We start from the raw sequence: 18,720 nt of genomic DNA, 5'->3' as shown, positions 1-18,720 counted from the left end.
GTCGGCTCGCTCATGACAGCTTGTCTCCGATCAGCCAGTCCAGGGCGGCATCCATGCGGATATGGGGCAGGGCACCGCCCTCCAGGGGCAGCGGCCGAAAGGCCGGATAGGCGAACCCCTGGCGCGCCCAGAAGGCGTCATCGGGCAGGCGTTCCGGCACCTCGCCGGGATAGAGCAGCAGCGCTTCGCCGTCGAGCCCGGTGCCGCGCAGGGCGGGGGTGCGCTGGCCGCGATGCTCCACCTCGCGAGCCTCGCTGGCGCGGATGGCGGCAAGGGACAGGGCACGGACCGGCACGCTGGCGAAACGCAGGTCCTTCAGGGGCTCGGCCAGCAGCGCCTCGAGCAGCGCCACCAGGCGGGGGTGCTGCTCCGGGGTGACGTGGTCGGCCTTGGTGGCGGCGATGGCCAGGCGGTCGATGCGCGGCGCGAAGAGCCGCGAGAGCAGGCTGCGCTTGCCGTAATCGAAGCTCTGCATCAGGTTGGCGAGTGCCCGGGAGAGGTCCTGGAAGCGCTCCGGGCCGGCATTCAGCGCACCGAGCAGGTCCACCAGCACGATCTGGCGATCGAAGCGGCGAAAGTGGTCGCGGTAGAAGGGCTTCACGATGTGCTGCTGGTAGTACGCGAAGCGCCGCGCCAGGGTGGCGTAGTTGCTCTCGGGCGGCAGGGTGGCGAGCGCGGCGGGGTCCGCCTCGGCCACGCCGGGCAGCGGGAAGAACTGCAGCACCGGGGCGCCGGCGAGATCCCCCGGCAGCAGGAAGCGCCCCGGCTGCAGGTCGGCGAACCCCGCCTCCCGGGCGGCGCGCAGCCCCTCGGCATAGTGCTCGGCGATCTCGGCCAGGCGCGCCTCGTCGGCCTCGGCGGTGGGGTCGAGCGACTCCACGGCCGCGTGCCAGGCGGCGAAGTGGGCGCGGCGCTGCTCCCCCGCGAGGGCCTGCTGGCGGCGGCACCAGCTGGGGTAGTCATGGGCCAGCAGCGGCAGGTCGAGCAGCCATTCGCCGGGGTAGTCGAAGAGGTCCAGGGTGAGCTGGCGGGATTCGCCGCCGAGCCAGCCACGCTTCGCCGGGCGATAGCGCAGCACCAGGCGCAGCTCGCTGATGCCGCGGGTGGGCTCCGGCCAGCGCGGCGGCGTCTCGGCCAGTGCCGCCATGGCCTGGTCGTAGGGGAAGCGCGGGACGCCCAGGTCCTGCTGGTTGACCCGCCGGGCCCCCAGCAGCCGCCCCTGGCGGGCCGCCGGCAGCAGGTCGAGCCTGGCCTCCAGGCCGACATGGCGAAGCTGGTTGACCAGTGAGGTGAGGAAGGCGGTCTTGCCGGAGCGGGAGAGGCCGGTCACCGCCAGGCGCAGCTGGCGGTCGCGGCCGCGCTCGATCAGGTCATGGAGCTCGCGAGCCAGGGGCTGGCGCATGGGCAGGGCCTCCTCGGGGCTCAGCGGGGGCCGGCAAACATGGTGTAGAGCAGTGGGCTCGCGGCGATCACGAAGCCCGCGCCGGCCAGCAGGTAGCCGGGCACTCGATGTCGGGTGCGGTGGGCCAGGGTCAGGCCGCCGATGCAGACCAGCATGCCCACCAGGTTGAGGGTGAAGGAGGCCATCTCCATGAAATGCTGGGGCGACATGCGTGTTCCTCGGGTTGCCGTGCAGTGTGGGGAATGGTATCAGGTGTCGGGGTATCTCCGCAGGACCGACCAGGAGGACGCGCATGGCCAGGTTACCGGATACCGAGGCGGTGATTCGCTTCTGGTTCGACGAACTCACGCCGGCCCAGTGGTTTCGCAAGGATCCCGAGCTGGATGGCGAGATCGCGGCGCGCTTCGGCGAGCTGCTGGCGGCGGCGGGGCGCGGCGAGCTGTGGTCGTGGCGGCTCTCGGCCCGGGGGCGCCTGGCCGAGGTGATCGTGCTCGATCAGTTCTCGCGCAACATTCATCGGGACACCCCGCTGGCCTTCGCCCGGGACCCGGTGGCGCTGGTGCTGGCCCAGGAGGCCGTGGCCAGCGGCATCGATCACCGCCTGGAGGTGCCCTGGCGCGCCTTCCTCTATATGCCCTGGATGCACAGTGAGTCCCTGGCCATTCATGACGAGGCCCTGGGGCTCTTCGACCAGCCGGGCCTGGAGGAGCAGCTGCACTTCGAGCATCGCCATCGCGACATCATCCTGCGCTTCGGCCGCTACCCGCACCGCAACGCGATACTGGGTCGCCCCTCCACGCCGGAGGAGCTGGCCTTCCTCGACCAGCCCGGCTCGTCATTCTGAGCGCCGCTCGGGCTGTCCTGGATTCAACACGACACACTGCAAGGAGAGCGATATGGGACTGATTGCCTGGTTGATCATCGGCGGGCTGGCGGGGTGGATCGCCGGTCACATCATGCGCGGAGGCGGCTTCGGCATCCTCGGCAATATCGGCGTCGGCGTGGTGGGCGCGGTGATCGGCGGCTTCCTGTTCAGCCTGCTGGGGCTGCAGGCCGGGGGCTTCGTCGGCTCGCTGGTCACCGCCATCGTCGGGGCCGTGGTGCTGCTGTGGGTGATCTCGAAGGTCAGGAAGGCCTGACCCCCGCTGCCATGATGCCTGCCTGGCGCCCGGCTCCGGCCGGGCGTCGTCGTCTCTGGCGGCGGCTCAGCGTCCTGCGGGGCGGGGCAGGATGCGCCGATAGCGGTCCAGGGTGCGGTCGAGCCAGGCGCCGTTCAGCACCACCTCCTCGCGCCGGGCCGGCACGCTCAGCGCCAGCAGGAAGACCCCGTCGGCGGCGGGCCCCCCCGAGTCCAGGCGCCGGGCCAGGGCCGGGGGCAGGGCCTCCGGTCGCCGCCAGGCGAGGCGCAGGGCACGCTGCTGGAGAAGGTACTGCAGGCGGGCGGCATCGGTGAGCACCGAGGCGGCGCCCTCGGCCAGCCCCCGGGAGAGGCTCTCCAGGGTGCGATAGGCGGGGGCGCCCGCGGCCCGACAGGCGTGGGCCCCCTCCACGAAGCAGCGCTCGCGCTCCTCGGGAGTCTCGGGCCAGCGGCCGCCGGCCAGGCGCGCCCGGGTGGCAGGGTAGGCCAGGGTGATGGTGACCCCGGGGGTGCCGTCGGCCAGGGCGGTGGACGGCTCGGTGATGGCGCCGTGGTGAAGCTCCCCGCGCAGCCAGCGGTAGTCGCAGGCCTGCTGCACGGTGGCCTGGGCCTCCTGGGCGGTGTGGCTGGCACCCTGCAGGGAGCGTAGCAGGGAGAGGGTTCGCAGTATCACGGGATGGCCTCGCGGTGGACGCCGTCATCTTCCCGGCTGCGCCCGGCGATGACAAGGCCCCCCAACGCAAGCCCCCCAACACAAGCCCCCCAAGACAAGCCGCCCGGCGCAGAGCCGGGCGGTGAGCCGCTGGACGCGAGGCGGCGGGTCAGGCGGTGGTGGGCTGGCCCACCAGCTCCTTGAGGGAGGCCTCGACGATGGCCAGGCCCTCCTCCAGCACCTCGTCCTCGATGGTGACGGGCATCAGGAAGCGGATGGTATTGCCGTAGAGGCCGCAGGAGAGCAGCACCAGCCCCTTCTCGCGGGCGCGCTTGCACAGCGCCGCGGCCAGGTCGGCGTCCGGGGTGTGGTTGGCCCTGTCGGAAACGAGGTCGATGGCCGCCATGGCGCCCAGGTGGCGGCCGTTGTCCACGCAGTCGAAGGCCTGCTGCCACTTGGCGAAGCGCTTGCCCAGCTTCTCGCCCAAGGCCTGGCTCCTGGCGAGGATGTTCTCCTCCTCGAACACCTCGAGCACCGCCAGCACGGCCGCACAGGAGACCGGGCTGCCGGTGTAGGTGCCGCCCAGGGAGTTGGGGCCGGAGGCGTCCATGTGCACGTCGGTGCCTACCACGGCGGAGATCGGCATGCCGGCCGCCATGCTCTTGGCCATGGTGATCAGGTCCGGCTCGACGCCGCTGTGCTCGATGGCGAACATCTTGCCGGTGCGGCCGAAGCCTGACTGCACCTCGTCGACGATCATCAGCATGCCGTGCTCGTCGCAGATCTCGCGCACCGCCTTGAGGAAGCTGGCCGGGGCGGGGTAGAAGCCGCCTTCGCCGAGCACCGGCTCCAGCACGATGGCTGCGGTATCGCGGGGGTTGGCGTCGGTCTTCAGCGCCATCTTGAGGCCGCGCAGGGCCTCGTCCTCGCTGACGCCGTGGTAGGGCACCGGGTAGGGGGCGCGGAAGACGTTGCCCGGCATGCTGCCGAAGTCGGCGGCGTAGGGGGCGACCTTGCCGTTCATGGCCATGGTCATGAAGGTGCGGCCGTGGTAGCCGCCGTCGAAGCAGATCACGTTGTTCTTGCCGGTGGCGGCGCGGGCGATCTTGACGGCGTTCTCGAGGGCCTCGGCCCCGGAGTTGGCCAGCATCACCTTGGCGTGGCCGCGCACCGGGGTGATCTGGCTGAGTTTCTCGGCCACCTTCACGTAGCCCTCGTAGGGCATCACGGTCTGGCAGGTGTGCATCACGCGGTCGAGCTGCGCCTTGACGGCCTCGACCACCTTGGGGTGGCGGTGACCGATGTTGAGTACGCCGATGCCGCCGGCGAAGTCGATGATGCGGTTGCCATCGGCATCCCAGATCACGGCGTTCTCGGCGCGATCGGCGAACTGGGTGGCGGGGCTGGCCGCGCCGTTGGCGACATAGCGCTTCTTCAGGTCGTTGAGTTCCGCGTTGGTCATGATGCCTCCGGTGGCAGAATAAGGGGGGCGAGAGCGGTCCGCGCTCCCACAGTCTAGTTCACTCTGCCAGGTTTGCCGGGGCGCGCAAGGGCAGGGCGCTCGGGGGCAGCAGCGGAACCGGAACCGGCAGAAGGCGCGCGTCGACCCATCGGCGCCGGCGGCGCTTTCCGCTACACTATGGCGCCGCAATACGCTGGCGGCCGCTGCCGTCCTACTGACTGATGCCGAGGTGAGCCTTGATCGATCCGCTGAATGCCTGGTGGGCCCAGCAGCTGGTGCTGTGTGACTGGGCCTTCGACCCCGACCCGCTGAGCGTGGAACCTCAGGCCGCCCTGATGCGCCTGCACGGGCTGGGCGTGGCGGACCGCGGCGAGCTCGGCTGGCGCCTGGTGGAGTCCTTCGGCGTGGGCGGCAGCATGGCCGACCCGGCTCGCCTGCTGGCGGCCCTGGAGCTGGTCGCCCTGGCCGGTGCCGCGGGCTGGCTGGACGAGCGGGCCGGGCGCGCCTGGGCCCACCGTCTGGCCGCCGAGATCAGCGCCCATCACCGCGACCTGGATGCCTGGCTTTCGGCGCTGCGCCGGGCGCGCAGCGCCGTGGGGTGGGTACGCGGCGATGACGGCTTCTTCGAGGCCTGCGAGGCGCTGGCCGCCCTCGAGCACGATGGCGATGGCATCACCTGGGAGCGCCTCGGCGAGTGGCTGGCGATCCACGACACGCTGCCGCCGCTGTGGCCCGTCGAGGAGGAGGCTCAGGTGTGGCGCCTGCGTGCCGGCTTCGCGCCGGTGGTGAGCGTGCCCGCCATCGAGGGGGACTGGTCGGGCCTGGCCGACTGGCTGGGCGAGGCGTGGCAGATCCGCCACCGTGACGACCTGATTCGTTCCCTGCTGTGGCTGGGCGGGCAGGGCGATCGTCAGGGCTGGGACCTGGACGCCACGCGGCTGCTGGAGAGCGATCCGGCGAGCCGCTACGCCTGGCTGCACAAGCTCGAGGCGGAGGAGCAGCGCTATGGCCGGGTGCTGCTCGAGTTCATCGAGCACGGCGAGCCCCTGGAGTGGGCGGCCTGGGACTGGCTGCGGCTGATCGACCTGGCCTGGGCCGGTGCCTGCCTGGGTTGGCTCAGCGACCGGGAGGCCGCCGACTTCGCGCATCACGGCGCCGACCTGGTGATGCATCGCTACAGCGACTGGGCGGCCCTGGCCCGAGCCTATCAGCGCGGCAGGAGCCTCTTCGAAGGGCGCAGCCTGCTGAGCACCTTCGAGGCCGACTGGCGGCTGCTGCTGCAGTCGCCGGTCAGCCCCTGGCGCCCGGCCCTGCAGGGGCTGGTGGGGCATGCGCCGCTGGAGCGCTCCCGGCAGGCCATGCGGGCCTGGCGAGCCGATCCCCGGCACTGGGTACTGGCCCTGGCCGCGGTGCGCGAGCCCGAGCTGGCGGCGCGCCAGGGGCCCGCGGGGCCGGTATCGGCGGCGCGGCGCGACGACGCCCTCCAGTACCTGGCCGAGACCCTCGACCTGCACCCCGACGAGGGCATCGCGGCGCTCTCCCGCTACTGGCTGCCGGCCCAGGCGCACCACCTCAACCAGCTGGCCGCCGATGCGGCCCATGGCGCCCTGCCGCCGGCGGAGACCTCCTTTGGCCACGCCGACCCGGCGGGATTGGCAAGCCGCGATGCGCTGCGCCGCGGCAGCCGTCATGCGGCTACCATCCACATGGCCGAGAAGTACGCCTTCTACCTGCAGATGGCCATGGACAGCGAGGCCTTCGACGCCGAGGGGGTGGCGGCCCTGGCCGATGCCCTGCGCGCCTCCCTGTGCCGCTTCTACCCGGACCCCCGCCGCCTGCTGGAGGCCTGGGCGACCTGGGAGGAGCTGCTGCCGGAGGAGGGGCAGCCTTCGCTGGTGGTCGAGATCCGCTGGCATGAGGAGGACCCCGGCAGCCTGTTCCACTGGCTCGACTGGCGTGCCGGCGAATGGCAGGAGCCGGGGCCGCGCCCCAGCCTGAACCTGTTCACCGCCATGGCACTGGTGGGGCCGCTCAACAGCCCGGCCTGGAGCCTGCCCCACCCGGAAAGCGAGCGTGAGCGCGTATCGATCCGCGAGTGGATCGATGGCCATTACGGGCTCCAGGGGGCCGAGGAGCTGGGCGAGTTCCTGGAGTTCCTGCTCGAGTCCGGCGACCGTCAGGAGTATCTGATCAACTACGCGCCCTACACCCTGAACGCCGCCCGGCTCGGCTCCGAGATCGCTACCCTGGAGTCCGGCGAGTGCAGCGACGAGGAGCGCACCCACCTGCTGCGCCTGCAGCGGGTGCGGGACAACGAGGACGGCTGCAACGAGACCGACATGGCCGCCTGGGACGTGGCTCAGGCGGTGGATCTGGCCATCGCCGCACGCCAGCTGGGCTGGCTGGAGGAGCGCGCCTTCGTGGCGGTGCTGGAGCGTGCCCATGGCCTGGCGGCAGCCCACTACTCGGGGTGGGAGGCCTATGCTCGCGGGCTCTACGCCGGCTTCTCCTTCTTCATGGGCGAGACCCCGGAGCGGGAGAGCTTCGTTGCCGGCTTTCGGCAGGCCCTGGTGGCCTGGCTGTCCGCGGCCCCGCCCCTGGCCGGGCCCTGGGCAAGCCTGGAGTTTCCCGGGGCACGCCCGCGCCACTGGGCGCCGATGCATGTCGACACCCTGCCGGGCGATTCGCGCACCCTGCACTGAGAGCGGTTTCAGGGCTCGCCACCCGCTCGGGGCTGGTTTATAGTCGACGAGTCTTAACAAGGCTCCACCTGTCGGGAGCCGTGTGCCACAGTGAGCCGCCGACAGGCCGCTCTGGCAGTGATACCGGTTGCCGGCACCACTGCCACAGCGATGACTCCCCCGAAGGCTGGCGCCCGCCGGCGCCGCCGGGGCGCGGCTCCGGTCAGAGGTCACCGCTGGAATGGACGTCACCTCGTCGTGCCGCGCCCTGTGTGTTGTCGTGTCGCTGGCCCTGCTGGCCGGCTGTGCCTCCGCTCCTCGCGATGTCGCCTCCCGCGACGCCGAGGAGCCCTACTTCGCCCGTCAGCTGCCCGGGATATCCGGCGACTGGGGGTTGGCCATGTCGCCGGTGGACAATCCGATCCTGGAGGCACGTGCCCTCGGCAATCCCCCGCCCGCCCTGATCCAGCAGGCACTGCTGGCCCAGCATGAGCGTTGGGTCGGCACGCCCTACCGCATCGGCGGCACCTCCTCCAGTGGGATCGACTGTTCGGCGCTGGTACAGAGCGTCTTCGAGGAGACCTTCCGCGTCTCCCTGCCGCGCACCACCGGCGAGCAGGTCCACCAGGGGGTGCCGGTCGAACGCGGCGAGCTGGTGCCCGGTGACCTGGTCTTCTTCCGCCCGCCGGGCCGCTATGACCATGTCGGCATCTACCTGGGCGAGGGGCGCTTCCTGCATGCCTCCACCTCCCGGGGGGTGATGATCTCCGAACTCGACAACCGCTACTGGCAGCGCTACTACTGGCAGGCCCGCCGCACCCTGGAGCCCACCACCCTGGCCCAGCGCGTGCTGGTCGGCGACCAGGGCTGAGTCGCCTGGCGGTCGCGGCGCGGCGGCGACCGTCATCGCGGACCGGCTCGCTGCTCCCATGACCGCAGGCGTTCACGCCATGATCCAGATTCGAACCCGCGCCTGGTGGCGCGCTACCCTGGCTCTCAGCCTGGGTTCCTTCCTCGTCTTCATCAATCTCTACGCCCCTCAGCCGCTGCTGCCGGAGCTGCGCGAGGCCTATGGGGTCTCCACCCTGGCCGTGGGGCTGGTGATGTCGGTCGCGACCCTTGCCCTGGCGGCCTCGCTGCTGGTCTTCGGTCCGCTGTCGGACGCCATCGGTCGCGCGGCCATCATGCGCCTGACGCTCCTGGCGGCCGGCGCGCTGTCGCTGGGTCTGTCACTGGCACCCAGCTTCGAGGTGCTGCTGGTGCTGCGCGGGCTGCAGGGCTTCGTGCTGGGCGGGCTGCCGGCGGTGGCCATCGCCTGGATGGGGGACGAGTTCGAGCCTTCGGCGATGCTGCCGGCGATTGGCCTCTATATCGGTGCCAACTCCCTGGGCGGGATCAGCGGCCGCCTGGTGGGCGGGGCCGTGGGGGAGGTGGCCGGCAGTTCCGCCAGCTTCCTGGCGGTAGGCGTGATCACACTGGTGGGGCTGGTGGTGTTCTGGAAGCTGCTGCCGGCGGCCAGGGGCTTCGTGCCACGCCGTTTCGAGCTGCGCGGCGCAGCGCGAGATCTCGCCGGGCACCTGCGTAACCCGTTGCTGCTGGCCGCCTACCTGCTGGGCGGGCTCAACTTCCTGATCTTCATCAACCAGTACAGCTACCTGACCTTCCGCCTGGCCCAGGCGCCCTTCGAGCTGGGGCCGAGCGTGCTGGGGCTGGTCTTCCTGACCTATCTGGGGGGCACCCTGGGCTCATCGCTCTCCGGCCGGCTGGCGCGGCGCCTGACACCGCCAGCCTGCATGATGCTGGGCATCCTGATCCTCATGGGTGGGACCCTGGTGACCCTGGCGGGGTCGCTGGCGCTGATCGTGCTCGGCCTGACCATCAACGCCTTTGGTTTCTTCCTGGCCCATGCCATGGCCTCGAGCTGGGTGGGACGCCATGCCGGACAGGCCAGGGGCAGCGCCTCGGCGCTCTATCTGGTCTTCTACTACAGCGGCGCCAGTCTGGGGGCCTTCTGGCTGGAACCCTTCTGGCAGGTCGGGGCCTGGCCCGGGGTCGCGCTGGCCTCCTGGTTGGTGCTGGGCGTCACCCTGGCGATTGCCGCCTGGCTGTGGCGACGACAGCGCCCATGAAAAACCCCTGCCGATGGCAGGGGGCGAAGAGAGGGGAGCGGCCTGATGGGTGACGCCTTGTCACTCCTCGTGGGCGGTCTCCTCGCGGTTCTCGCCGGCGCGGACTTCGGCCCAGGCCTCTTCCAGGGTGCAGCTCAGGCGGGAGTCGAGGGTGTCGACCACTTCGAGAGCGTGCTGGAGGGACTGTCGGTCGCCCTTCAGGGCAACCACCAGCCTGGCCAGGTCCTGCTTGCTGAAGCTGTCGGCGATACGCTCGGCCTGTTCGCTCAGTTCGGTGGCGTTCATGGTGTCTTCCTCGTGTCAGGTCATCACGGCGCTGGTCAATGCTGTCTGCGGGGAGTCGGGATGGCGGCACACCCTCCTGATCCATGATGTCACTATGGTCCAGGCCCTTTTTTGCCGCAATGCATCATTGGGTGAACCCCCGGTTGTAGCTCGACTACATGGCCGCCCCGCCCGGGAGGCCGGGCAGGGGACTTTCACATTCCTTGAGCGATTTCGGGCTAGAATGAGCCGCACATAGATAGCCTGCGCTGGTCAAAGCGTTACAGACTGGCATAGAATCCCGTTAGCAAACACTGTTCACTAATCTGGCCATTCCTCTCCGGACGTCCCGGAGCCTGCTCCCACATGACGGGGACCGGCAGCCTTTCTTCAGGAGGTTTTTCATGAAGCGACTTCTTCCCATCCTTGCCATCGGTGCCCTGACCCTGGCTGGCTGCGCCAATACCTCGACGATGGGCGGCAACGTCTACCGTGGCAGCCAGGCCGGCACCGCCCAGACCGTGACCTTCGGCACCATCGAGGCCGTGCGCCAGGTGCAGATCCAGGCCGACAGCCGCGCCGGGGGCATCGTCGGCACCGGCGGTGGTGCCGTGGTCGGTGGCCTGCTGGGCCGCCAGGTAGGTGGCGGCAGCGGTCGCGACCTGGCGACTGCCGCCGGTGTGATCGGTGGCGCCGTGGCTGGCTCGCGCATCGAGGAGGCCACCAACCGCGTCAACGCCCTGGAGATGGAGATCCGTCGCGATGACGGCCAGCGCGTGGTGATCGTCCAGAAGGCCGACCAGCGTTTCCAGACCGGCCAGCGCGTGCGCCTGATCGGCAGCGGTGCCAACATGACCGTGGCTCCCTACTGAGCGCCGCGACGCCTGGCCCGGTTACGGGTTAACCGGGGCCGGGCATAGCGCAGCGCTGAAAGCAGAAGGCCCGCGGAGAGATCCGCGGGCCTTCTGCCATTCGGCGATCAAGCGCTGCCACTCCGGCAGCGCTGCTGGCTCAGTGCAGGTCGACCTTGTTCATCGCCCAGCTAGCAAGCTTCCAGCCGACGAGGCCGATGATCACGGCCAGCACCACGGTCAGCAGGATGTCCACCGGACGCACCAGGACGGTGGCCCCCAGGATGGCAAGCGAAAGCCCCCAGAGGGTGCGATTGTCGCCGCGGCTCTTGAGCAGCGAGGGCAGCACGCGGTCCAGCGCCGGACTCACGCTGTCCCAGCGCTTGAAGGTGAGGAAGAGAATCGCTGCGAAAGCGATCAGCCAGAGCACTACTTGGATCATGGGCAGATCTCCAGACAAGGGGTGAAAGGCGGGTCATCAAAAAGGTGCGAGCTAGGTTAGCCGCGGCCGCACTCGGGCGCAACCGTCCATAGGTCAACCCTGAGGGCATGCCATTTACCGGCGGCTGACGGCTGCCGGCCGGGTGCGTGAACGCCTTTCAGGATGCCGTTTGCGATCCTGAAAATCCGCCATGCCCCTGACAGCCACCCCCGCGCCGCGTTACCATGCCGGGACATGCACTCACCGAAAGGTTCATTAATGCAGATTGCGCAGAACTCCGTTGTCGCGTTCCACTACACCCTGACCAACGACTCAGGTGAGGTGCTGGACAGTTCGGAAGGCCGCGAGCCGCTGACCTACCTCCATGGCGCCGGCAACATCATTCCGGGCCTCGAGAAGGAACTGGAAGGCCGCCAGGCGGGAGACTCCCTCAACGCCGTGGTATCACCGGCCGAAGGCTATGGCGAGAAGCAGGAGCAGCTGGTGCAGGAAGTGCCCCGCGATGCCTTCCAGGGCGTCGAGGGCATCGAGCCGGGCATGCAGTTCCAGGCCCAGACTCAGGGCGGCCCGCTGATGGTCACCGTGACCAAGGTCGAGGGTGACACCGTCACTGTCGACGGCAACCACCCGCTGGCCGGCCAGACCCTGAACTTCGCCGTCGAGATCGCCTCGGTGCGTGAGGCCAGCCAGGAAGAGATCGAGCACGGCCACGTGCACGGCGAGGGCGGTCACCAGCACTGAGCGGTGTCCGACAGCCGACGCGGCGCTCGCCGCACGTAACAGAAGGGGCAGCCTGGGGGCTGCCCCTTCTGTTTGCGCTAGCGACGGCGGCGAAAGCCTGGCGAGCAGGCACAAAAAAAGGGGAGGCAGCTGCCTCCCCCAAGTTCCAGTTTTACCGCAGTGCCATGATCAACCGATCCGGTATCAGCCGAACTGGTTCATGGTGTTGTCCTTGCCACCGGCCTTCAGTGCGGCCTCGCCGTGGAAGAACTCCTTGTGGTCGTCTCCGATGTTGGAGCCGGCCATGTCCTGGTGCTTGACGGTGGCGATACCCTGACGGATCTCGCGGCGCTGCACGCCCTCCACGTAGGCCAGCATGCCCTCGTCGCCGAAGTAGCCCTTGGCCAGGTTGTCGGTGGAGAGAGCCGCCGTGTGGTAGGTCGGCAGGGTGATCAGGTGGTGGAAGATGCCCGCCTCGCGAGAGGAGTCGCGCTGGAAGTTGCGGGTCCACTCGTCGGCCAGCTGGGCCAGCTCGGTGGCGTCGTACTCCGGGCTCATCAGCTTGGCGCGGTCATAGGCGGAGACATCCTTGCCTTCCTTCTCCCAGGCGTCGAACACCTGCTGGCGGAAGTTGAGGGTCCAGTTGAAGGAGGGCGAGTTGTTGTAGACCAGCTTGGCGTCCGGCACCACCTGGCGGATGCGGTTGACCATGCCGGCGATCTGGCCGATGTGGGGCTTCTCGGTCTCGATCCAGATCAGGTCGGCGCCGTTCTGCAGGCTGGTGATGCAGTCCAGCACCACCCGGTCCTCGCCGGTGCCCGGCTTGAACTGGTAGAGGCCGGAGGCCAGACGCTTGACCTTGACCAGCTTGCCGTTCTGCTTGATGACCACGTCGCCGTTGTCGATATCGGAGGCCGAGGTGATCTCGTCGCCGTCCAGGAAGCTGTTGTACTGGTCGCCCAGGTCACCGGGCTCCTTGGTCACGGCGATCTTCTGGGTCAGGCCGGCGCCCAGGGAGTCGGTACGAGCGACGATGACGCCATCGTCAACGCCCAGCTCCAGGAAGGCGTAGCGCACGGCGTTGATCTTGGCCAGGAAGTCCTCGTGGGGCACGGTGACCTTGCCGTCCTGGTGGCCGCACTGCTTCTCGTCGGAGACCTGGTTCTCGATCTGGATGCAGCAGGCACCCGCCTCGATCATCTTCTTGGCCAGCAGGTAGGTGGCCTCGGCGTTGCCGAAACCGGCATCGATGTCGGCGATGATCGGCACCACGTGGGTCTCGTGGTTGTCGATCTGCTTCACCAGCTCGGCGGCCTTGGCGCTGTCGCCGGCCTGCTTGGCCTCTTCCAGGGCGCGGAACAGGTGGTTCAGTTCCCAGGCGTCGGCCTGGCGCAGGAAGGTGTAGAGCTCGCCGATCAGGTCGGGGACGGCGGTCTTCTCGTGCATGGACTGGTCGGGCAGCGGGCCGAACTCGGAGCGCAGGGCGGCGACCATCCAGCCGGAGAGGTAGAGGTAGCGACGTTTGGTGGTGCCGAAGTGCTTCTTGATGGAGATCAGCTTCTGCTGGCCGATGAAGCCGTGCCAGCAGCCCAGGGACTGGGTGTACTGAGCGGTGTCGGCGTCGTAGGCTGCCATGTCTTCCCGCATGATCTTGGCGGTGTACTTGGCGATGTCCAGGCCAGTCTTGAAGCGGTTCTGGGCACGCATGCGGGCGGCGTTCTCGGGGCTGATGTTCGCCCACTTGCCTTGCATGGCTTCACGCAGCTGGGACAGCGCCTTGATATCGTCCTGGTATGACATGGTGTCATCCTCTCCTGGTCCTGGTCTGGTCGTTGGCTTGCCGGTGTCGCTTATGCTGCACCTGCGAAGTAGGGTCAGGTTCGTTCATCGCCGCCGGCTTGTCTCTGCGGCCTTGGTCGAACCCGGGCGAATTTGAAACGAATGTATGAAGGCGCTTGTGGGGCCGGTGTCAAACAGTTGTTTCGTCGTCCGCCATGGCAAGCACTATGGCCCATGGCCATGGGCTTCAACAATGGGCTCTTTGGGGAAGAAGGCGTTGTAACTCGACTACAAGCAGGGCCGAAACGGCCCCGCTCGTGTAGTCAATTTTCGTTTGAAAGGTGGTTAGCCGGCTCAGGAATCGGCCAGCGGAAGGCGCATATTGCGGTGCAGGATACCGGCGTCGAGGAATTCGTCACCGAAGGGCGTGAAGCCCAGGCGCGCGTAGAAGGCGAGGGCGTGGGTCTGGGCGGCGAGCTCCACGGCGGGGTGGCCGTCGCGGCGGGCGGCCTCGATGGCCGCCGCCATCAGCGCCGCGCCGATCCCTGAGCCGCGGGCCCTGGCGAGCACCGCGACCCGGCCGATATGGGCGTCGGGCAGCAGGCGGGCGGTGCCCACCGGGAGCCCCTCCAGCAGGGCGAGGAAGTGGCGGCACTCGGGATCGCGGCCGTCCCACTCCTCCTCGAGGGGGACGCGCTGCTCCTCGATGAAGACCATCCGGCGGATCTCGGTGGCCTCGGCGCCCAGCGCCTCCCAGCTCCCCTCGCGAATCTCCAGTTTGGCTTCTTGCATGTCATCCTTTCCCTTGCTCGGGGCTGATCCGGTGGCAGGCCGCTACTCTTCAAATTCATCCGCCCAGGCCAGGCTACCGGCATCGAGCAGCGCGGCGAGCAGCACCTCGGCCCCCTCGTGGGCGAGCAGCTCGGCATCCAGCGCCGCCTCGGAGGCGATCCGCCGCGCCAGGGGCTGGGCGCACTCGGCGCCGTCGCCGTCGGCGAAGAGGGTGGCGCGACCCCCGCCCAGGGCGTGCCAGGCGAAACGCGAGCCCGGGGTGCGCACCAGCTCCTCGCCCTCCTGTAGTGCGGCGACAAGCGCCGCCGGGTCGGTGGGCGTCTCGTTGGCCACCAGCTGGTCGGCGTACTTGGGCTGGGTCATCACCCGGCCGAACCACTGGGCGAGGCGGGCCGGGTCGTCCAGGGTCCCGAGGATGAAGCGGCGCATGCGCGCCACGGCCTCGTCATCGAGCTCGGCGGGGTCGCCGGGAGCCGCCATGCCGGCGTCGGAGTAGCGCAGCGATGCCGGCAGCTGCTCGCCCAGGTAGTCGGCGAAGGAGGTGATCGCCTCGTCGGCGGAGGGGGCGCGGAAGCCCACCGAGAGGGTCAGGCAGTCGTCGGACTGGCTGACGCCGTGGTGGGCCCAACCCGGTGGCAGGTAGAGCATGTCGCCCGGTTCCAGCACCCAGTCATTGCCGGCCTCCACCTCGAAGCGCTCGAGGATGCGCAGGTCGATGCCGGCGATGATGGGGGCGTCGTCGGGCACCAGGCCGCCCAGCTGCCAGCGGCGCCGGCCCATGCCCTGGAGCAGGAAGACATCGTACTGGTCGACGTGGGGGCCGACGCTGCCGCCCGGGGGGGCGTAGCTAATCATGATGTCGTCGAGCCGCCAGCGGGGCAGGAAGTCGAAGGCCGCAAGCAGCTCGGCCACCTCCGGCACATAGTGGTCGACGGCCTGCACCAGCAGGGTCCAGTCCCCCTCGGGCAGCCGGGCGAAGGTGCGCTCATCGAAGGGGCCGTGGCTGACCTGCCAGGGGCCAGTCTTGCCGTGCTCCTCCACCAGGCGGGCCTCGACGCCCTCCTCGCAGGCCAGGCCCGCCAGCTCGTCGGGGGTCAGCGGGCACTCGAAGTCGGGAAAGGCGCCGCGGATCAGCAGCGGCTTCTGCTGCCAGAAGTCGCCCAGGAACTCGGCCGGCGTGAGTCCGCCGAGCATGGCCAGCGGAGTGTCGGGGCTCATAGGCTCCTCGCCTGCGCTTCGGCGTTGCCGATATAGGTCGCCGGGCTCAGCGCCTTGAGTTCGGCCTTGACCTCATCGGGCAGCGCCAGGGTGTCGATAAAGGCGGCCAAGCCGGCCTGGTCGATGCGCTTGCCGCGGGTCAGTTCCTTGAGCTTCTCGTAGGGCTTCTCGATGCCGTAGCGGCGCATCACCGTCTGGATCGGCTCGGCGAGCACCTCCCAGCTGGCGTCGAGGTCCTCGGCGATGCGCTCGGGGTTGGCCTCGAGTTTGCCGATGCCCTTGAGCGCGGCCTCGTAGGCGATCAGGCCATAGGCCAGGCCGACGCCCAGGTTGCGCAGCACCGTGGAGTCGGTGAGATCGCGCTGCCAGCGGGAGATCGGCAGCTTCTGGGCCAGGTGGCCGAGGATGGCGTTGGAAAGCCCCAGGTTGCCCTCGGAGTTCTCGAAGTCGATGGGGTTGACCTTGTGGGGCATGGTCGAGGAGCCGATCTCGCCCTCGACGGTCTTCTGCTTGAAGTAGCCCAGCGAGATGTAGCCCCAGATGTCGCGATCGAAGTCGATCAGGATGGTGTTGAAGCGGCAGATAGCGTCGAACAGCTCGGCGATGTAGTCGTGGGGTTCGATCTGGGTGGTGTAGGGGTTGAAGGTCAGCCCCAGCCCCTCGACGAAGGTGCGGGCGTTGCCCTCCCAGTCCACCTCCGGGTAGGTGGCCAGGTGGGCGTTGTAGTTGCCCACCGCGCCGTTGATCTTGCCGAGGATCTCGACGCCCTCGATCTGGGCGAGTTGGCGGCGCAGGCGATAGGCGACGTTGGCCATCTCCTTGCCCAGGGTGGTGGGGCTCGCCGTCTGGCCGTGGGTGCGCGACAGCATCGGCAGCGCGGCATGCTCTTGGGCCAGCTTGGCGATCTCGTCGGCCACCCGCTGCATCACCGGCAGCAGGCTCTTGAGGCCGTCGGTGAGCATCACGCCGTGGGCGAGGTTGTTGATGTCCTCGCTGGTGCAGGCGAAGTGCACGAACTCAGTGATGGCGTGCAGCTCCGGCTGGCCGGCGATCTTCTCCTTGAGGAAGTACTCCACCGCCTTGACGTCGTGGTTGGTAGTGCGCTCGATCTCCTTGATGCGCTCGGCGTCCTCCAGCGAGAAGTCACGGATCAGCGCCTCCAGGAAGGCGGTGGCCTCGGCGGAGAGGGGCGGTACCTCGGTGACCCCGGCCAGTTCGGCCAGGCGCTGGAGCCAGCGAACCTCGACGATCACACGGGCGCGGATCAGGCCGAACTCGCTGAAGTGCTCGCGCAGGCTGGCGGCTTTGCTGCCGTAGCGGCCGTCGACGGGAGAGAGGGCGGTAAGGGCGGACAGGGGAAGCGAAGAGTGCGACAGGGCGTGCATGGTTCGGGTTCCGGGTCGATGAGCGTTGGGGTGTCGGGCTGGGTAAGGGGTCAGGAGAGCTGGTCCAGGGCCCTCTTCAGGGCGCCGCGCTGGAAGATCAGTTTCCAGCGTCGGCCACCCTGCTGGTGCCAGAGCAGGGCGAAGCGGATGCCGCCGAGCAGGCAGGCCCGCACCCGCTCGGGCATCATCCGGCTCTGCAGCAGCGAGGGGTCGCCCTGCACCACGATGCGGGTCTTGAGGGTCGAGAGCGTCTCCTGGTAGGCCTCGCCGAGGCTGGCGATGACGTTCTCGTGGGTCTCGCCGAAGTGCTCGGCCTGCCCCTGGATGCGCACCAGCCGGCTGCCCAGTTCGCCCAGCATGGCGTCGTTCTTACGCACCTGGTTCATCAGCAGCAGCAGGGTGAAGCCATAGCGCAGCACCACCGGGTTGGCCTGCTTGCGGCCCACCACGGCTTCGAGTACGTCGAGGCCGCGGCGCAGGTTGTTGGGGTGGCCGCCGTAGATCGCCTCGAAGCTCTCGGGGTTGGTGTCCAGGGTGGCGCGAATCAGGGTGTCCCAGCTACGCGGGTCGACCTGGCCGGTGCGGGCCAGTTCATCGACCAGGCTGGCGGACTGGAAGACCCCGGCCAGGGCCAGGGCCTGGCGGGTGACAGGGTCGTCGGGGACGCGGTGGATCGGGGTCGAGGCGGTCATGGGGCAGGCTCCTCGGCGTTCCAGGTGTCGCGGATCACCCCGCCGCCCAGGCAGATCTCGCCGTCGTAGAGCACCAGGGACTGGCCGGGGGTGACGGCGCGTTGGGGGTCGTCGAAGCGCACCTCCACGCCGCCATCCGGCCGGGAGCGGAAGACACAGGGCACATCGGCCTGGCGGTAGCGGGTCTTGGCGGTGAGCCGCCCCTCGGCCATCGGCGCCTCGCCGGCCACCCACTCCATGGCCTCGGTGGCCAGGCTGTCGGTGTAGAGCAGCGGGTGGTGCTTGCCCTGCACGGCGATCAGCACGTTGCGGTCGAGGTCCTTGGCGGCCACGTACCAGGGGGCCTCCGGGTGGTTGGCGAGCCCGCCGATGCCCAGGCCCTGGCGCTGGCCCAGGGTGTAGTACATCAGCCCCATGTGCTCGCCGATCGCCTCGCCCTCGGGGGTCTCGATCACCCCGGGCTGGGCCGGCAGGTACTGCTGCAGGAAGTCGCGGAAGCGCCGCTCGCCGATGAAGCAGATACCGGTCGAATCCTTCTTCCTGGCGGTCACCAGATCGTGGCGCTCGGCGATGGCGCGCACCTCGGGTTTCTCCAGCTCGCCCACCGGGAAGAGGGTACGGGCGATGGCGGCCTCGGGCACGGCGTGCAGGAAGTAGCTCTGGTCCTTGTTGGCATCACACCCCTTGAGCAGCCGCGGGCGGCCGTCGCGGATGCCGCCCCGCACATAGTGGCCGGTGGCGATCTTCTCGGCACCGAGCATCTCGGCATACTCCAGGAACACCTTGAACTTGATCTCGCGGTTGCAGAGGATGTCCGGATTCGGCGTTCGCCCGGCCTGGTACTCGGCCAGGAAGTGCTCGAAGACGTTGTCCCAGTACTCGGCGGCGAAGTTGGCGGTGTGCAGCTGGATGCCGAGCCTGTCACAGACGGCCTCGGCGTCGGCCAGGTCGGCCTTGGCGGTGCAGTATTCGGTGCCGTCGTCCTCGTCCCAGTTCTTCATGAACAGGCCTTCGACCTGATAGCCCTGCTCAAGCAGCAGCAGGGCAGAGACGGAGGAGTCGACGCCGCCGGACATGCCGACGATCACCTTGCCTGGGGTGGCGGTCATGGGC

Annotated in this window: 19 protein-coding genes; 7 read left to right on the top strand and 12 right to left on the bottom strand. The window is 69.1% G+C overall.

Going from position 1 to position 18,720, the window contains the following annotated elements:
• Positions 1-10: 10 nt before the first annotated feature.
• Together DER72_RS01570 and DER72_RS01565 are read right to left on the bottom strand one after the other, a co-directional pair.
• Positions 11-1,402, bottom strand: coding sequence for a YcjX family protein (locus DER72_RS01570; protein WP_110068250.1), 1,392 nt, complete (start codon positions 1,400-1,402; stop codon positions 11-13).
• Positions 1,403-1,422: 20 nt separating this feature from the next.
• Positions 1,423-1,611, bottom strand: a complete 189-nt coding sequence (locus DER72_RS01565; RefSeq protein WP_110068249.1) for a hypothetical protein — start codon at positions 1,609-1,611, stop codon at positions 1,423-1,425.
• A gap of 83 nt (positions 1,612-1,694) precedes the next feature.
• Between DER72_RS01565 and DER72_RS01560 the strand changes: the two genes are divergently transcribed.
• Together DER72_RS01560 and DER72_RS01555 are read left to right on the top strand one after the other, a co-directional pair.
• Entirely contained in the window at positions 1,695-2,246 is a 552-nt protein-coding gene (locus tag DER72_RS01560) for a DUF924 family protein (protein ID WP_110068248.1), read from the top strand.
• A gap of 52 nt (positions 2,247-2,298) precedes the next feature.
• Entirely contained in the window at positions 2,299-2,541 is a 243-nt protein-coding gene (locus DER72_RS01555; protein ID WP_110068247.1) for a GlsB/YeaQ/YmgE family stress response membrane protein, read from the top strand.
• Between the two features lie 66 nt (positions 2,542-2,607).
• Here DER72_RS01555 and DER72_RS01550 read toward each other — a convergent pair whose 3' ends face one another.
• A complete protein-coding gene (locus DER72_RS01550) occupies positions 2,608-3,213 on the bottom strand; it encodes a hypothetical protein (RefSeq protein WP_110068246.1) in 606 nt (201 codons plus the stop codon).
• Between the two features lie 148 nt (positions 3,214-3,361).
• The gene (gabT, locus tag DER72_RS01545; protein WP_110068245.1) at positions 3,362-4,654 is read right to left on the bottom strand and encodes a 4-aminobutyrate--2-oxoglutarate transaminase; all 1,293 of its coding nucleotides are present in this window, start codon (positions 4,652-4,654) and stop codon (positions 3,362-3,364) included.
• A 236-nt stretch (positions 4,655-4,890) separates the two neighbouring features.
• On the opposite strand from gabT, the gene DER72_RS01540 reads away from it, so the two are divergent.
• The 3 genes from DER72_RS01540 (at position 4,891) to DER72_RS01530 (ending at position 9,464) form a co-directional block, all read left to right on the top strand.
• Entirely contained in the window at positions 4,891-7,356 is a 2,466-nt protein-coding gene (locus DER72_RS01540; RefSeq protein ID WP_110068244.1) for a DUF1266 domain-containing protein, read from the top strand.
• 220 nt (positions 7,357-7,576) lie between these two features.
• The gene (locus tag DER72_RS01535) at positions 7,577-8,206 is read left to right on the top strand and encodes a C40 family peptidase (RefSeq protein WP_110068243.1); all 630 of its coding nucleotides are present in this window, start codon (positions 7,577-7,579) and stop codon (positions 8,204-8,206) included.
• Between the two features lie 79 nt (positions 8,207-8,285).
• On the top strand, positions 8,286-9,464 hold the full coding sequence (locus DER72_RS01530; RefSeq protein ID WP_110068242.1) for an MFS transporter: 1,179 nt from the start codon (positions 8,286-8,288) through the stop codon (positions 9,462-9,464).
• 60 nt (positions 9,465-9,524) lie between these two features.
• On the opposite strand, the gene DER72_RS01525 is transcribed toward DER72_RS01530, so the two are convergent.
• Positions 9,525-9,749, bottom strand: a complete 225-nt coding sequence (locus DER72_RS01525) for a hypothetical protein (RefSeq protein ID WP_110068241.1) — start codon at positions 9,747-9,749, stop codon at positions 9,525-9,527.
• 383 nt (positions 9,750-10,132) lie between these two features.
• On the opposite strand from DER72_RS01525, the gene DER72_RS01520 reads away from it, so the two are divergent.
• Positions 10,133-10,600, top strand: coding sequence for a glycine zipper 2TM domain-containing protein (locus tag DER72_RS01520; RefSeq protein WP_110068240.1), 468 nt, complete (start codon positions 10,133-10,135; stop codon positions 10,598-10,600).
• A gap of 139 nt (positions 10,601-10,739) precedes the next feature.
• On the opposite strand, the gene DER72_RS01515 is transcribed toward DER72_RS01520, so the two are convergent.
• On the bottom strand, positions 10,740-11,021 hold the full coding sequence (locus tag DER72_RS01515) for a hypothetical protein (RefSeq protein ID WP_110068239.1): 282 nt from the start codon (positions 11,019-11,021) through the stop codon (positions 10,740-10,742).
• Between the two features lie 258 nt (positions 11,022-11,279).
• On the opposite strand from DER72_RS01515, the gene DER72_RS01510 reads away from it, so the two are divergent.
• A complete protein-coding gene (locus DER72_RS01510; protein WP_110068238.1) occupies positions 11,280-11,762 on the top strand; it encodes a peptidylprolyl isomerase in 483 nt (160 codons plus the stop codon).
• Between the two features lie 183 nt (positions 11,763-11,945).
• Here DER72_RS01510 and DER72_RS01505 read toward each other — a convergent pair whose 3' ends face one another.
• From DER72_RS01505 to mnmA, 6 genes are all read right to left on the bottom strand, one after another.
• Entirely contained in the window at positions 11,946-13,541 is a 1,596-nt protein-coding gene (locus DER72_RS01505; RefSeq protein WP_110068237.1) for an isocitrate lyase, read from the bottom strand.
• 333 nt (positions 13,542-13,874) lie between these two features.
• A complete protein-coding gene (locus DER72_RS01500; protein ID WP_110068236.1) occupies positions 13,875-14,312 on the bottom strand; it encodes a GNAT family N-acetyltransferase in 438 nt (145 codons plus the stop codon).
• 42 nt (positions 14,313-14,354) lie between these two features.
• On the bottom strand, positions 14,355-15,530 hold the full coding sequence (locus DER72_RS01495) for a cupin domain-containing protein (protein WP_110068235.1): 1,176 nt from the start codon (positions 15,528-15,530) through the stop codon (positions 14,355-14,357).
• Positions 15,527-16,915: an adenylosuccinate lyase gene (purB, locus tag DER72_RS01490; protein ID WP_110068234.1), complete on the bottom strand. Its 1,389-nt coding sequence runs from the start codon at positions 16,913-16,915 to the stop codon at positions 15,527-15,529. Before purB ends, DER72_RS01495 begins: the two co-directional genes overlap by 4 nt.
• A gap of 50 nt (positions 16,916-16,965) precedes the next feature.
• Positions 16,966-17,607 carry a high frequency lysogenization protein HflD gene (hflD, locus tag DER72_RS01485; protein WP_110068233.1) on the bottom strand — a complete coding sequence of 214 codons (642 nt, stop codon included), beginning with the start codon at positions 17,605-17,607 and terminating at the stop codon, positions 16,966-16,968.
• Complete coding sequence (gene mnmA, locus DER72_RS01480; RefSeq protein WP_110068232.1) at positions 17,604-18,716, bottom strand: tRNA 2-thiouridine(34) synthase MnmA; 1,113 nt, start codon at positions 18,714-18,716, stop codon at positions 17,604-17,606. Before mnmA ends, hflD begins: the two co-directional genes overlap by 4 nt.
• Positions 18,717-18,720: the final 4 nt, after the last annotated feature.

It is taken from the genome of Halomonas sp. A11-A, assembly GCF_003182195.1.
GTDB lineage: Bacteria > Pseudomonadota > Gammaproteobacteria > Pseudomonadales > Halomonadaceae > Halomonas > Halomonas alkalicola.
The sequence above is the reverse complement of the archived record's forward strand: the minus strand, read 5'-3'. Positions and strand labels throughout refer to the sequence as shown.

What these genes read in the sequence shown, in the direction of transcription:
- DER72_RS01570 (WP_110068250.1), bottom strand. Translation starts at nt 1,402, where the DNA reads ATGCGCCAGCCCCTGGCTCGCGAGCTCCATGACCTGATCGAGCGCGGC.
- DER72_RS01565 (WP_110068249.1), bottom strand. Translation starts at nt 1,611, where the DNA reads ATGTCGCCCCAGCATTTCATGGAGATGGCCTCCTTCACCCTCAACCTG.
- DER72_RS01560 (WP_110068248.1), top strand. Translation starts at nt 1,695, where the DNA reads ATGGCCAGGTTACCGGATACCGAGGCGGTGATTCGCTTCTGGTTCGAC.
- DER72_RS01555 (WP_110068247.1), top strand. Translation starts at nt 2,299, where the DNA reads ATGGGACTGATTGCCTGGTTGATCATCGGCGGGCTGGCGGGGTGGATC.
- gabT (WP_110068245.1), bottom strand. Translation starts at nt 4,654, where the DNA reads ATGACCAACGCGGAACTCAACGACCTGAAGAAGCGCTATGTCGCCAAC.
- DER72_RS01535 (WP_110068243.1), top strand. Translation starts at nt 7,577, where the DNA reads ATGGACGTCACCTCGTCGTGCCGCGCCCTGTGTGTTGTCGTGTCGCTG.
- DER72_RS01530 (WP_110068242.1), top strand. Translation starts at nt 8,286, where the DNA reads ATGATCCAGATTCGAACCCGCGCCTGGTGGCGCGCTACCCTGGCTCTC.
- DER72_RS01525 (WP_110068241.1), bottom strand. Translation starts at nt 9,749, where the DNA reads ATGAACGCCACCGAACTGAGCGAACAGGCCGAGCGTATCGCCGACAGC.
- DER72_RS01520 (WP_110068240.1), top strand. Translation starts at nt 10,133, where the DNA reads ATGAAGCGACTTCTTCCCATCCTTGCCATCGGTGCCCTGACCCTGGCT.
- DER72_RS01515 (WP_110068239.1), bottom strand. Translation starts at nt 11,021, where the DNA reads ATGATCCAAGTAGTGCTCTGGCTGATCGCTTTCGCAGCGATTCTCTTC.
- DER72_RS01510 (WP_110068238.1), top strand. Translation starts at nt 11,280, where the DNA reads ATGCAGATTGCGCAGAACTCCGTTGTCGCGTTCCACTACACCCTGACC.
- DER72_RS01505 (WP_110068237.1), bottom strand. Translation starts at nt 13,541, where the DNA reads ATGTCATACCAGGACGATATCAAGGCGCTGTCCCAGCTGCGTGAAGCC.
- DER72_RS01500 (WP_110068236.1), bottom strand. Translation starts at nt 14,312, where the DNA reads ATGCAAGAAGCCAAACTGGAGATTCGCGAGGGGAGCTGGGAGGCGCTG.
- DER72_RS01495 (WP_110068235.1), bottom strand. Translation starts at nt 15,530, where the DNA reads ATGAGCCCCGACACTCCGCTGGCCATGCTCGGCGGACTCACGCCGGCC.
- purB (WP_110068234.1), bottom strand. Translation starts at nt 16,915, where the DNA reads ATGCACGCCCTGTCGCACTCTTCGCTTCCCCTGTCCGCCCTTACCGCC.
- hflD (WP_110068233.1), bottom strand. Translation starts at nt 17,607, where the DNA reads ATGACCGCCTCGACCCCGATCCACCGCGTCCCCGACGACCCTGTCACC.
- mnmA (WP_110068232.1), bottom strand. Translation starts at nt 18,716, where the DNA reads ATGACCGCCACCCCAGGCAAGGTGATCGTCGGCATGTCCGGCGGCGTC.